Genomic DNA, 13620 nt, shown 5'->3' on the forward strand with positions numbered 1-13620 from the left:
TCAGGGCTTCAGCAGGCCGGTGAACAGGGCGTCCAGCATCGTCGCGGTCAGGACACGCCGATCGACCCATTCGAAATAAGGCTTGGTGATCATCAGCGAGACGATCCCGTGCGATCCGGCCCACAGCGTCTGGGCCGAAGCCTTGGCCTCACCCCGCAACCGTCCGGCGGCGGCCGCCCGTTCGACGATCGCCTCAAACGCATTGAAGAGCTCGCCGCCCAGCATCTGGGCCGCGCTCTCGGCACCGTCCCGCGCCTCCACAGGGCGGGTCAGATAGGTCAGCCGATAAGCGTTCGGGTTCTCGAAGCCGAAATCGACATAGGCCTCCATCAACCGGCGCAACACCACCTCGGGCGCGCCGCCCTCGGCGACCACCGTCTCGTTGGCCGCCTGCAGCCGCGCGAACGCCAGCCGGCAGATCTCGTGCAGGATTTCGCTCTTCTCGGAGAAGTGCATGTAGAGGGCCGTGGACGACAGCCCGACCTCGTCCGCGATCCGCCGGATGGTCGCGCCCTCGTAGCCGACCTCGACGAAGATCCGCTCGGCGGCGGACAGAATCTCCGCGCGGCGCGCGTGACCTTCACCCTTGGGTTTGCGGGTCGAACGTGTTGAGGACGTTGCGGATTCAGCTGACACGCTGAGCTCCCTGAAGGCGATCCGGCGTACCAACGGGGTCCGCCTCGAGCCTGCATAGCCGCATTGTCCGGACGGCGCCAACCGCTTGCCTGACGCACAACCTCAGGCTAGGTCGGTAACCATGACGCGTATTCGGGGCGGCGCACACGGTCAGAGGGACGGCTACCCTTACTGGGCGGATCGGCGCACGCCCGGTCTCGGCCAGATGTCGATCGCGATCCTGGCCGCCGCTCTTCTGGGCTCGGGCGTCTGGGCCGTCCCCGAGGCGACCGGCGTCATCCTCGTGCTGGGGTTCCAACTGCTCTTTACCCTGGCCGCGAGCTGGCGCGCGCTGCTGGTCCTGGCCAGCCGGAGGGCCGATCCCGATCCGCCGCCCGCGCCCGAGTTGCCGCGCTACACCGTCATGGCCGCCCTTCTGGACGAGGCGGAGATCCTGCCACAGCTGGTCGCCCGACTGGATGCCCTCGACTATCCGCGAGACCGGCTGGAAGGCCTTCTGTTGCTCGAGGCTCACGACGCTGCCACCCGGACGGCCGCCGCCGAATGCGCACTCCCTGCCTGGCTCACCGTTCTCGTCGTGCCGCCCGGCGGGCCGCGCACCAAGCCCTCCGCCCTCAACGCCGGTCTCGCTGTCGCCTCGGGCGTCCTGCTCACCGTCTATGACGCGGAGGATGATCCGGATCCGCTCCAGCTCAGGGAGGCGGCCGCTCGCTTCGCCGCCGACAGGTCCGGCCGTCTCGCGACCCTTCAGGCGCCTTTGCGCATCCGGCCACCGGCCCAGTCGGCCAGTCCGTTTCTCGATCGTCAGTTCGCCGTCGAGTACGCGGCCCTTTTCGAAGTCACCCTGCCTGCCATGGCCCGGCTCGGCTTTCCCTTCCCGCTCGGCGGCACCAGCAACCACTTCAGCGTTGCGTCCCTGCGCGCCGTCGGCGGCTGGGACGCCCACAATGTCACCGAGGACGCCGACCTGGGCTTCCGGCTCTGGCGCTCTGGCTACCGACTCGGCACCCTGCACCGCCCGACCTACGAGACCCCGCCCGGCGACATGGTCGACTGGCTCCCGCAGCGGACCCGCTGGCTGAAAGGCTTCATGCAGACTTGGGGTGTCCACACGCGCACCCTCTCAGGTCTCGGCTGGCGAGGCGTGGTGGCCCTGCTCCTGACGTTGGGTCTGTCGCTCGCAGCCGCCTGCGCCCACGCTCTTTCTCTCGCCTGGGTCATCGCCACAATCAGCCTGTCCGTGGCTGCAGGCTTGACGCCGCATTCCCAGATTTTCGCCTTCATCGTCCTCGCGGTCGGCGTCGTTGCCGCCTGGATCAACGGCGCGATTGGCGCTCGCCGGGCGGGCGTGCCCTACGGCGTCGGTGACATGCTGATGGCCCCCGCCTACTGGTCCCTGCTGACACTGGCCTTCTTCCATGCCCTGTGGCGGCTCGTGACCGAGCCCTTCGCCTGGGACAAGACCCGCCACCGCCGCGATCCGGCCGTCGACGTCGCCGCCCTCGCCGAGGTCGAAGCTGGACGCGAGGCCGCCTGACGGATTAAGGCCAGCCGATGCCGCCCGTCCTCTCAACCCTCCCCGAAACCCTCGTCACGCGGGGTTGGTCCGACTACGCCCTGCTGGACAGCGGCGACGGTCGGAAGCTGGAACGCTACGGCCCTTACACGGTGGTGCGCCCCGAGCCCCAGTGCTTCTGGAAGCCGCGCGACCCTGACGCCTTCGCCCGCGCCACCGCGACCTTCGACCCTCAGCAGGAGGAAGAAGACGCCGGCCGCTGGCGCTTCGACGAACACGGCGCCATCGACGCCTTCCCGCTGGCCTGGCGCGATGTGAAGTTCGTGGGCCGCTTCACCCCGTTCCGTCATCTCGCCTTCTTCCCCGAACAGGCCGCCAACTGGGAGTGGCTGGACGCGCGCATCCGCAACCTCCAGCGCCCGAAAGTCCTGAACCTGTTCGGCTACACCGGCGTCGCCTCGCTCGCGGCGGCTGCGGCCGGTGCCGAGGTCACCCACGTCGACGCCTCCAAGAAGTCCGTCGCCTACGCCCGCGAAAACGCCGAACTCTCCGGCATGTCCGACAAGCCGATCCGCTGGATCGTCGAGGACGCCCGTAAATATGTCGCCCGGGAGGTCCGGCGGGGCGCCAAATACCAGGGCATCATTCTCGACCCGCCGAAATACGGACGCGGCCCGACCGGAGAAGTCTGGCGCCTGTTCGAGGACATGCCGGGCCTGCTTGCCGACTGCGCCGCCCTGCTGGCCGACGACGCCGACTTCCTGCTGCTGAATGCCTACGCCGCCCGCATCTCCGGCCTGTCCCTGGCGCACCAGATGCGCGAGGCCACGGCCGACCGGGGCGGCCGCATCGACTGGGGCGAACTGGCCCTGTCCGAAGCCCCGTCCGAGCGTTGGCCCGACGCCCGCGCCATCGGCCTCAGCTTCTTCGCCCGGTGGTCGAAGTGACCGAACGCCTCATCACATCCCTGACCAACGACACGGTCAAGGCCGTCCGCGCCCTCCACATGCGCAAGGAGCGCGAGGCGACCGGCGAGTTCCTGGCGGAAGGTCTGAAGTTCATCGGCGAAGCCCTCGATCAGGGCCGTGCGCCGAAAATCCTTCTCGTCGGCATGGAGGCCCGCCCCCATCCCCTTCTCGAGCGCGCCAAGGCCGAGACCCTGAAGGCGGGCGGCGAGATCGTCGTCGTCACCCACCCGATCCTCGAGAAGATCAGCCGCCGCGAGAACCCGCAGACGGTGCTGGGCGTCTTCGACCAGGCCTACACGCCCCTGTCTGCCATCCAGCCTCACAGCGCCCCGGCCTGGGTCGCGCTGGAGCAGGTCCGCGATCCCGGCAATCTCGGCACCATCATCCGCACGGCCGACGCGGCCGGCTGCGGCGGGGTCATCCTGATCGGCGACTGTGTCGATCCCTTCTCGACCGAGGCCGTGCGCGCCACCATGGGCTCGGTCTTCGCCGTGGCCATCGCCCGCTGCACGGCGGAGGCCTTCCTGGCCTGGCGCGAGACCTGGCCCGGCAGCGTGGTCGGCACCCGCTTGGACGCCACGGTCGATCACCGCCGCGCGGCCTATGCCAAGCCCAGCCTGATCCTGATGGGCAACGAACAGGCCGGCCTGACCGACGCCCTGGCCGCCGCCTGCGACGTCAACGTCAAGATCCCGATGCGCGGTCGGGCCGACAGCCTGAACCTGGCCATTGCTACGGGCGTCATGGTCTATGCGGTGACGGACGACATCTGAGGCGCGTTCGCCAGCGAAGTGGTCGCCGGTTCGCGGCAAAGAATGCGACCCACCAAGATCAGGTCGCGCCTTCGCCTTCCTCGTTCTTCAGCCGCGTCATGGCCCACAGCGCCAGCGTCGTCAGCACCGCCGCTCCGGTCAGGTACAGGCCCACCGCGCCCAGCCCGTAGGTTTTGCCCAGCTTGGTCGCCACATAGGGCGCCAGCGACGCGCCCAGGATGCCCGCCACGTTGAACGCCATCGACGCCCCCGTATAGCGCACCGCCGCCGGGAAGGGCCGCGCCATGGCCGCGCTCAACGGCCCATAGGTGCAGCCCATCAGGGCGAAGCCGAGCGCGAAATAGATCAGCAATCCCGTCAGCCCCGCGCCGAACAGCGGCCCGATCAGGAAACCGAACAGGCCGATCCCGATCGACGCCAGCATCAGGATGCGCAGCTGCCCCCATCGGTCCGCCGCCAGCGCCGCGACCGGGATCATGGCCCCGAAGAACAGCACGCCGACCAACTGGATCGGCAGGATGTCGGCCCGCGCCAGACCCAGCTCCGTCGTCGCCCACGACAGCCCCCACACCGTCAGCAGATAGAAGATCACGAAGGTCGTCATCCCGCCGACGGCGCCCAGCACCAGCGCGCCCTTGTACTGGGCGAACAGGGTCAGGATCGGCGCCCGCACCCGCTCGGCCTTGGCAACGACCTTCTGGAACTCCGGCGTTTCGTGGATCTTCAGGCGCACCCAAAGCCCCACGAAGACCAGGACCGCGCTGGCCACGAACGGGATCCGCCAGCCCCAGGCCAGGAAATCCGCCTCGGCCATGAAGGTCGTCAGCAGGATGAAGGACACGGTCGACAGGATGAAACCGATCGGCGCGCCCAGCTGCGGGAACATGCCGAACCAGGCCTTGCGTCCCGGCGGCGCGTTCTCGGTCGCCAGCAGCACCGCTCCGCCCCATTCCCCGCCCAGCCCGAACCCCTGACCGAACCGGCACAGGGCCAGCAGCAGGGGCGCGATCACCCCCGCCTGCGCGTGCGTCGGCAACAGGCCGATGGCGATGGTCGACAGCCCCATGGTCATCAGGGCCGCGACCAGCGTCGCCTTCCGCCCGACCCGGTCGCCGAAATGACCGAACACGACGGCGCCGACGGGCCGCGCGAAGAAGGCGATGGCGAAGGTCACGAACGAGCTAAGCTGGGCCGCCGCCGGATCTGTGCCGGGGAAGAAAAGCTTCGGGAACACCAGCACCGCCGCCGTGGCGTAGATATAGAAGTCGAAGAACTCGATCGTCGTGCCGATCAAGCTCGCGAACAGGACACGGCGCGTCGAGGCCGGGCTGGGCGCGATCAGCAAGGTCGGTTCGGTCAACGGCGTTTCCCCTATCGTCGTCCCATCGATGCGGCCTCGACCCTCGACAGGTCAAGCACCGTCACGTCCCGCGCGGCTTCACCCGGTTGGTCGGCGGCGCCTCGGCCGGGTTCTCCGGCCAGGGATGTCTCGGATAGCGGCCCCGCATCTCGGAACGCACATCCTTCCACGAGCCCCGCCAGAAGCCGGGCAGATCCTTGGTCATCTGGATCGGCCGTCGCGCCGGCGACAGTAATGCCAGCGTCAGCGGCACACGCCCGCCGCCCACGGCCGGATGGGTCGTCACCCCGAACAGCTCCTGCACCCGGATGTCCACGCGCGGCCCGCCCTCGGCTGCGTAGTCGATCCCCGCGGATCCCAGCGGCGTCGTCAGCCGCGCCGGCGCCAGCTCATCCATGGCGCGGCGCCGATCCCACGGAACCAGCGCCTCCAGCCCCTGCGCCAAGGCCTCGTCCTTGATCTGCGACAGGGCCTGCACATTCTCCAGCAGCGGCCACAGCCAGTCCTCACGGGCCGCCAGCAAGGCCGCATCCGAAACGTCAGGCCAGGCCACATCCAACCCGTGCAGGAAGGCCAGCCGCGCCCGCATCGCGCCAGCCCGCTCGCCCCACGTCAGCCCGCTCAGACCCTCCGCCTCGGCCTCGGCCTGCAGCGCCTTCGTGATCGTCGCCCGGTCCGGCGCTCCAGTGATCTTCTCGTCGTAGACGATAGCCCCGACCCGCCGGATACGACGCACCACCATCCGCCCCGAGGGTTCGCGCACCAGCCGATCCTCGGTCGTCAAACGCCGCTCCAGCCCTGCGGGGTCGAGCGGCGCAGCCAGCCGGATGCGATCCTTGGCGTCCCCGCCGCCCAGATCCGCCACCGCCAGCCACCCCTCCCGCGCCAGCCCGTCCGTCGCGTCGAGAAACGCCCCGCGCCCCGACGCCAGCAGGACCTCGCCCGGCTTCCCCCGCGCCTTGGCCACGCGCTCCGGGAAAGCCTCCGCCAGCAGTTCACCGACCTCGACATCGGACCCGCCGGATCCGCCGCCGGCCGCCTTCGCCCAGCGCTCGACCAGTTTCCGCGCATCCTGCGCCCGCTGCGACCGATCCCGCTCGAACCCCTTCAGCCGATCCCTCATATCCACATCGTTCCCGCCCAGCCCCGGCTCGCTCAGCACCGCCGCGATCCGCGCACCCAGCATCGCCTCGCCCGCATCCGACGCCTTCGCGACGAGATGCGCGAGCCTCGGCGCCAGCGGGATTCGCGTCAGCCGCCGCCCATGCTCCGACAGCCCGCCCGCCTCATACAGAGCTCCCAGCCGCGTCAACACCGCCCGCGCCTCGGCCAGCGCCCCGGCCGGCGGCGCATCCAGCAGCGCAAGCCCCTCGGTCGTCTTGGCCCCCCACCTCGCCAGGTCCAGCGCCAACCCGGTCAGGTCGGCCTCCAGCATTTCGGGCCGCTGATGCGGGACCAGACCGCGCGACGCCTCCTCGTCCCACAGCCGGTAGCAGACCCCCGGCTCCGTCCGCCCAGCCCGCCCGCGCCTCTGTTCCGCCGACGACCGGCTGACCCGCACCGTCGCCAGCCGCGTCAGACCGCTGGATGGCTCGAAACGGGGCACGCGCGACAGACCGCAGTCCACCACCACCCTCACGCCCTGAATGGTTAGACTGGTCTCGGCGACCGAGGTCGCCAGCACCACCTTGCGTCGCCCCGCCGGGGCCGGCTCGATCGCTCTGTCCTGAGTGTCCTTGTCCAGAGCCCCGTACAAGGCCACCACGTCGACGGAGACATCGCGCAGCCGCTCATTGATCTTCTGAACCGTCCTGTGGATTTCGCCCTGCCCCGGCAGGAAGGCCAGCACCGACCCGGCCTGGTCCGCCAGCGCCGTCAGCACGGCCCGTGCCGTCGCATCCTCGATCCGCTCGATCGGATTGCGCCCGATGTAGAGTGTCTCCACCGGAAACGCCCGGCCCTGCGCCTCTATGACCGGAGCGCCGTCCAACAGCCGGGACACCCCCGCGATATCGAGCGTCGCCGACATCACCACCAGCTTCAGGTCGTCCCGCAGAACCGCCTGGCTGTCCCGAGCCAGGGCCAGCCCCAGGTCGGCGTCCAGGCTCCGCTCGTGAAACTCGTCGAACAGGACGGCGCCGACGCCCTCCAGCCCGGGATCGTCCAGGATCATCCGCGTAAAGACGCCCTCGGTGATCACCTCGATCCGCGTCCTCGGCCCGATCCGGCTCTGTAGCCGCGTCCGATAGCCCACGGTGTCGCCGGATTTCTCGCCCAGCGTCTGCGCCATTCGCTCGGCCGCCGCCCGCGCAGCCAGTCGTCGCGGCTCCAGCAACAGGATCTTGCCGTCGCCCAGCCACTCGGCATCCAGCAACGCCAGCGGCACGACCGTCGTCTTGCCCGCTCCCGGCGGGGCGGCCAGCACGACCGCCGGGTGCGCGGCGACGGCGGCCTTCAGCTCTTCGAGGACGGCGTGGATGGGCAGGATCATCCCGGCTGCACTAGCGCGGCCAGGCGCGACGACCAAGGAATCTGCGGTCGGAGCGCCACGGGCGGGGTCACGAAAGCGTTGCGAGGCCTTCACGGATCGGAAACCGCGTTGCGCCTGAGGTGATCCGTCGCTAGCGTCCGGCCCCGGAAGGCGGCCCCGGGGAGGGTTCGCCGTGTATTCGTATCGAGGGGGCGCGACGTATGTCCGCAGATGGCCTTAGGCCCAAGGGGAACCGACTGTTCCTCAAAAAATCCGTAGCTCAGATTCAGAAGGAAGCGTCCAAGAGCGAGCTCAAGCGCACGCTCGGCAAATGGAACCTGATGAGCCTGGGTATCGGGGCCATCATCGGCGCCGGCATCTTCGTCCTGACGGGCCAGGTGGCCGCGGCCAACGCCGGCCCGGCCATCATGCTGTCCTTCGTCGTCGCCGGCATCGCCTGCGGCCTGGCGGGTCTCTGCTACGCGGAACTGGCCTCGACCATGCCGGTTTCCGGCTCGGCCTACACCTACGCCTACGGCACGCTCGGCGAGGTCTTCGCCTGGATCATGGGCTGGCTTCTGGTGCTGGAATACGGCGTCGCGGCTTCGACCGTCGCGGTCGGCTGGTCCGGCTATGTCGTCTCGATCCTCAGCGATTTCGGCGTCAGCCAGCAGATCTTCCCCACCATCGCCTACGCCGGTGGCGAGGGCCCGCAATGGGCGACCCCGCTGGTGCAACTGGTTCAGGATGCGGGAACGACCGCCTTCCCGATGACCGGCACCTTCAACCTGGTCGCCGCCATCGGCATCGCCGCCGTCTGCGGCCTGCTGGTCCTGGGCGTCTCCGAATCGGCCAACATCAACAACGCCATCGTGGTCATCAAGATCATCGTCCTGCTGACGTTCATCGCGGTCGGCATCGGCTATGTGAACCCTGACAATTGGGTGCCCTTCATCCCCGAACCGACCGGCGTGGCCGGACAGTTCGGCGTCGGCGGCATCTTCCGGGGCGCGGCGATCATCTTCTTCGCCTACGTCGGCTTCGAGGCTGTCTCGACCGCCGCCGCCGAAGCCAAGAACCCGTCCAAGGACGTGCCCTTCGGCATCCTGGGCGCCCTGTTCGTCTGTACCCTGATCTACATGGCCGTCGCCGCCGTCATGACCGGCGTGGTTCCCTATCTCGACCTGGCCAGCCCGGCGCCGGTGGCTGTCGCCATCGACCGCATGAGCCTGGACTGGGCCAACACGCCCATCATCCTCGCAAGCGGAGAGCCGCTGAACCTGATCAGCTTCATGATCAAGATCGGCGCCATCACCGGCCTCAGCTCCGTCATGCTGGTGCTCTGCTACGGCCAGACGCGGATCTTCTACACCATGGCCCGCGACGGCCTGCTGCCGCGCGCCTTCGCCGTCATCCATCCGAAATTCCGCACGCCCTGGATCGGCACCATCCTGCTGGGCCTGTTGATCGCCATCGCGGCGGCCTTCCTGCCGATCTCGATCCTGGGCGACCTGGTTTCCCTGGGTACGGCCACGGCCTTCTCGATCGTGTGCCTCAGCGTGATCTTCCTGCGCATCAAGCACCCGGAAATGCCGCGTCCGTTCAAGGTCCCGGGCGGCATCGTCACCGCCGTCCTGGGCATCCTGGCCTGCCTCTTCCTGGCCAGCCAGAACCTGATCCCGATGTTCCAGCATGCGGCCGAGGACAATCCCCTGCCCCTGATGCTGCTGGGCGGCTACGCCGTCGTCGGCGCCATCATCTACGCCGCCTACGGCTTCTGGAACTCCAAGCTCGCCAAGGGCATCGACATCACCGAGGACACCACCATGTCGTCCCCGGCCGAAGCCCTGGGCTCCGGCGTCGACAACCAGAAAGACTGATCCCGCCTCACAGTGGAATTGAGAAAGGCCCGGGAGCGATCCCGGGCCTTTTTCTTTGGACTGAAACAATGAGCCGCCGCGCGGCGAGCGATAGCGCGCAAACCTGCGCTCAAGCAGTGAGCGACCGCGTCGCGAGCGATAGCACCCAAACCTGCGCTCAAGCAGTGAGCGACCGCGTCGCGAGCGATAGCGCCGGAAACATGCGCTCAAGCAGCGAGCGCCCGCGGCGCGAGCGGTAGCGCGCTACAAAAAATATTGGTGCGGATGAGAGGACTCGAACCTCCACATCTTTCGATGCCAGAACCTAAATCTGGTGCGTCTACCAGTTTCGCCACATCCGCGTGGCGGCGTGTCTAGGGCCAGTCCGCGACCGAAACAACCGCCCGCGTGCGGACGATGTCGGTTCAGTCTGGGCTAACAGGCGCCGCGTCCCCTAGCAGGACCGCCTCCCCGCTCTCCGTAGGCCGATCCCATGACCCCTGGCGCCATCGCCGTCCTGTCGCTCAGCATGTCGACCGACGCCTTCGCCGCGGCGGTGGGGCGTGGCGCGGCGCATCGCCCGTCCTGGCGATCGGCGGTCAAGGCGGGCGCCGTCTTCGGCCTCATAGAGGCGGTCACTCCCCTGATCGGCTGGGGCCTCGGGCTCCTCGCGGCCGGCTTCGTGGAACAGATCGACCACTGGATCGCCTTCGTCCTCCTGACCGTCGTCGGCGGCAAAATGATCTGGGAAGCCTGCCAGACGACGGAGAACGACGCTGTCCGGGTCCGCTCCGGCCCCTGGCCCCTCATCGCCACCGCCGTGGGCACCAGTATCGACGCCGCCGCCGTCGGCGTGGGCCTCGCCCTCCTGGGGGCCAATATCTGGATCATCGCCCTGTCGGTCGGCCTGACGACCTTCGCCCTGACCACGATCGGCATGCTGATCGGCCGCCGCCTCGGCGCTCGGTTCGGCAAGGTCGCCGAGCTGGTCGGCGGCGTCGCCTTGATCGGCCTGGGCACGATGATCCTGCTCGAACATCTCGGGTTTATGGCCGTCTGAATCGCCGGCTAAAGGTCGCATTAACCTTGTTCACCCAGGTTCGGGCTGAGTTTCAGAAAGCCCGTCCGAGTCGATGAACGCCAGCGACCGCCCCATCATCATCAAGAAGGTCAAGAAGGTGGTCGGCGGCGGCCACCACGGCGGCGCGTGGAAAGTCGCCTACGCCGACTTCGTGACCGCGATGATGGCCTTCTTCCTTCTGATGTGGCTGATCAACACGACCGATCCGGAACAGAAGAAGGGCATCGCGGAGTATTTCGCCCCCGCCAGCGTCAGCCAGACCACCTCCGGCTCCGGCGGCATCCTGGGCGGAACCTCGCTCGGCGAGGACGGCTCCAAGAGCGCGGGCTCCATGTCGGTCTTTGAACAACAGGCGCCTGAGGCGCCCATGGACGCTCCCGAGGAGGCCGGGTCCAGCGCCAACCTCGCCGCCGCCTCCGAAGAGGAACTGCGCGAGGAGATCGCCGCCCGCGAGGCCGCCGAGTTCGCCTCCGCCGCCGAATCCCTGCGCCAGGCCATGCAACGCCTGCCGGAACTGGCCGAACTGTCGAAACAGCTGATCATTGACCAGACGCCCGAGGGCCTGCGCATACAGCTGGTCGATCAGGAAGGCCGCTCGATGTTCGACCAGAACTCGGCCCGCCCCAACGCTCGCGCGCAGGTCCTGCTGCGCGCCATCTCCGGCGTGATCAACCGCCTGCCCAATCGCATTTCCATCTCGGGCCACACCTCGGCTGTCGCCGGGTCTGGCCGCGCCTCGACGCCCTCTGACTGGCCCTTGTCCGCCAGCCGGGCCGACGCCTCTCGCGCCATCCTCCAGGCGGCCGGCGTCGATGCCGACCGCGTCTATTCCGTCGCCGGAAAGGCGGGCTCCGATCCTCTGTACCCCGACGATCCGTCCCTGGCCGGCAACCGCCGCATCGCCATCGTGTTGCTGCGAGAGGCCCCCGTCCTGCCCATGGACACCAGCCTGTGACAGCCCAGCCTGATCCGCTGAGGAGGGATTGCTTCGCAATCCCGTCGATGCGGTGAATCAGGCTGCAGAGAAGGGGGAGAGCGTCCTTCACGCTCTCGTCCCGTTCACGGACGGCGCGAACGCTCTTGCGGTGCAACACGGAATGTCGGCAAATCGTTGGATGACAGCGGCATCGCCATACGCCGGACGAAATCGGATGCGGACCTAGCGTCGTGACCCAGCACGTCCCGACACGCCAGCTTCGCTTCTTCATGACGGCGGTCGCGCCCTGCCCCTACCTGCCCGGCATGATCGAGCGGAAGGTGTTCGCGAACCTCCCCTTCAGCGACGGCGCCCACGTCAACGACGAGCTGACCCACGCGGGCTTTCGCCGCAGCCAGAACATCGCCTACCGACCCGCCTGCGAGGGCTGTGACGCCTGCGTCTCCGTCCGCCTTCTGGCGCCCGAGTTCGAGTTCTCGCGCAGCCAGCGAAAGGTCCTGGCCCGCAACGACGACCTGTCGCGCGATCTCGTCGAGGCCGAGGCCACGCAAGAGCAGTTCGCTCTGCTGAAACGCTACCTCGCCCACCGTCACCCCGGCGGCGGCATGACCGACATGACCTGGGGCGACTACATGGCCATGGTCGAGGACACGGCCGTCCGCACCCACCTGATCGAGTACCGCCTGCCCACGACCGACGAAGGCCCCGGCGATCTGGTCGCGGTGACCCTGGCCGATCTGCTGAGCGACGGCCTGTCGATGGTCTACAGCTTCTTCGACCCGGATCTGGTCAAGCGGTCGCTCGGCGTCTTCGCGATCCTGGATCATGTGCGCCAGGCTCAGGCCGTCTGTCTGCCCTACCTCTACCTCGGCTACTGGGTCGAGGGCTCGCCCAAGATGGACTACAAGGCCCGCTTCCGCCCGATGGAGGTCCTCAAACCGCTCGGCTGGACGCGCATCGACTAGGCTTCCCTCTCCCACCGGGAGAGGGTTCAGGAAATCGGAACCGCCGTTCCTGTCGGCAACCCAGTCTCCAGCCGGTCCGGATCCCACACCCCCGGATCCCGCCCACCGCCGAACTTGATCAGGGCCGCGATCCGCTTGTCGATCGACGGGTGGGTGGCGAACAGGGCGTCGGTGAACCCGGCCCGCTCGTTGTCCAGGAACATGCCCTGCACATCGTCCGGCGCCTCCAGCTTCGAGCGCCCCGACACCTTCCGCAACGCCGAGATCATCGAATCCGGGTTCTTGGTCAGCTCGACCGCCCCTGCGTCCGCCACATACTCCCGCGTCCGCGACAGCATCAGCCGGATGACGATGGCGAACAGATAGCCCACCGCCGCGACAGCAAATCCGATCAGGATCAGCGGCAGGGCGTTCTTGTTGTCCTTGCCGCTGCCGCCGCGGACATAGAACATTCCCCGCAGCACCAGCTGACAGATCACGCTGATGATCCCGGCGAAGATCGAGGCGATGATCATCGTCCGCACGTCCTTGTTGATGACATGGGTCAGTTCGTGCGCCAGCACCGCCTCCATCTCGTCCCGGTCGAGCGCGGCGATCAGCCCCCGGGTGACCGAGACGCTGTAATGCCCCTCGCGGATTCCCGAGGCGAAGGCGTTCAGACTGTCGGTCTCGATGATCCGCAAAGTCGGCGTCCGCAGCCCCCGCGAGATCGCCAGGTTCTCCAGCAGATTATAGAGCTCCGGCGCGTCCTGCCGCTCGACCTTCCGCGCGCCGGTCATGGCGTCGACCATCGCCTGATTGCCGAACCAGGCGATGACGAACCAGATCAGGGCCACGACGACCGCCAGCGGGATCGTCCCGGCCAGCATCCCCACCGCATAACCGATGTCGTCGCCCAGCGTCCCGCCCGAGTTGGGCAGGAAGCCGAACCCCATCAGCACCAGCTCCAGACCGAACAGCACCACGGTCAGCATGACCGGAAACCCGATCAGCAGCAGGGTCGAGCGGGTATTGTTCGCCCAGATGTGGGTCTGGAGACCGACAGCGCCCATGAA

Annotated in this window: 11 protein-coding genes and 1 tRNA gene; 7 read left to right on the forward strand and 5 right to left on the reverse strand. The window is 68.2% G+C overall.

The features are described from left to right. Nucleotides 1–636, reverse strand: a complete 636-nt coding sequence (locus ACW171_RS04320) for a TetR/AcrR family transcriptional regulator (RefSeq protein WP_492095869.1) — start codon at nt 634–636, stop codon at nt 1–3. 121 nt (nt 637–757) lie between these two features. On the opposite strand from ACW171_RS04320, the gene ACW171_RS04325 reads away from it, so the two are divergent. From ACW171_RS04325 to ACW171_RS04335, 3 genes are read left to right on the forward strand one after another with little or no spacing between them, the layout of a single operon-like run. Next, nucleotides 758–2173: a glycosyltransferase family 2 protein gene (locus ACW171_RS04325; RefSeq protein ID WP_492095870.1), complete on the forward strand. Its 1416-nt coding sequence runs from the start codon at nt 758–760 to the stop codon at nt 2171–2173. A 17-nt stretch (nt 2174–2190) separates the two neighbouring features. Beyond that, nucleotides 2191–3099: an RsmD family RNA methyltransferase gene (locus tag ACW171_RS04330; RefSeq protein WP_492095871.1), complete on the forward strand. Its 909-nt coding sequence runs from the start codon at nt 2191–2193 to the stop codon at nt 3097–3099. After that, complete coding sequence (locus ACW171_RS04335; RefSeq protein ID WP_492095872.1) at nt 3096–3893, forward strand: TrmH family RNA methyltransferase; 798 nt, start codon at nt 3096–3098, stop codon at nt 3891–3893. The genes ACW171_RS04330 and ACW171_RS04335 overlap by 4 nt, the downstream gene beginning before the upstream one ends. Nucleotides 3894–3951: 58 nt before the next feature. Here ACW171_RS04335 and ACW171_RS04340 read toward each other — a convergent pair whose 3' ends face one another. Together ACW171_RS04340 and hrpB are read right to left on the reverse strand one after the other, a co-directional pair. Then, entirely contained in the window at nt 3952–5253 is a 1302-nt protein-coding gene (locus tag ACW171_RS04340) for an MFS transporter (protein WP_492095873.1), read from the reverse strand. Between the two features lie 61 nt (nt 5254–5314). Further along, nucleotides 5315–7744 (reverse strand): ATP-dependent helicase HrpB, encoded by a 2430-nt coding sequence (hrpB, locus tag ACW171_RS04345; protein ID WP_492095874.1) that lies wholly within the window; start codon nt 7742–7744, stop codon nt 5315–5317. Between the two features lie 200 nt (nt 7745–7944). Here hrpB and ACW171_RS04350 point away from each other — a divergent pair, with 200 nt between their 5' ends. After that, nucleotides 7945–9603, forward strand: coding sequence for an amino acid permease (locus ACW171_RS04350; RefSeq protein WP_492095875.1), 1659 nt, complete (start codon nt 7945–7947; stop codon nt 9601–9603). 256 nt (nt 9604–9859) lie between these two features. On the opposite strand, the gene ACW171_RS04355 is transcribed toward ACW171_RS04350, so the two are convergent. After that, a tRNA-Leu gene (locus ACW171_RS04355) sits at nt 9860–9944 on the reverse strand. Between the two features lie 131 nt (nt 9945–10075). Between ACW171_RS04355 and ACW171_RS04360 the strand changes: the two genes are divergently transcribed. The 3 genes from ACW171_RS04360 to ACW171_RS04370 all read left to right on the forward strand — a co-directional run bounded on the left by ACW171_RS04360 (nt 10076) and on the right by ACW171_RS04370 (nt 12565). Further along, nucleotides 10076–10642 carry a manganese efflux pump MntP gene (locus ACW171_RS04360; RefSeq protein ID WP_492095876.1) on the forward strand — a complete coding sequence of 189 codons (567 nt, stop codon included), beginning with the start codon at nt 10076–10078 and terminating at the stop codon, nt 10640–10642. 73 nt (nt 10643–10715) lie between these two features. Then, nucleotides 10716–11618 carry a flagellar motor protein MotB gene (locus tag ACW171_RS04365; protein ID WP_492095877.1) on the forward strand — a complete coding sequence of 301 codons (903 nt, stop codon included), beginning with the start codon at nt 10716–10718 and terminating at the stop codon, nt 11616–11618. A 212-nt stretch (nt 11619–11830) separates the two neighbouring features. Beyond that, nucleotides 11831–12565, forward strand: coding sequence for an arginyltransferase (locus ACW171_RS04370; RefSeq protein ID WP_492095878.1), 735 nt, complete (start codon nt 11831–11833; stop codon nt 12563–12565). A gap of 26 nt (nt 12566–12591) precedes the next feature. Here ACW171_RS04370 and ACW171_RS04375 read toward each other — a convergent pair whose 3' ends face one another. Further along, nucleotides 12592–13617 carry a M48 family metallopeptidase gene (locus ACW171_RS04375; RefSeq protein WP_492095879.1) on the reverse strand — a complete coding sequence of 342 codons (1026 nt, stop codon included), beginning with the start codon at nt 13615–13617 and terminating at the stop codon, nt 12592–12594. Between the last annotated feature and the right edge of the window lie 3 nt (nt 13618–13620).

Source organism: Brevundimonas sp. FV1ye28 (assembly GCF_058681135.1).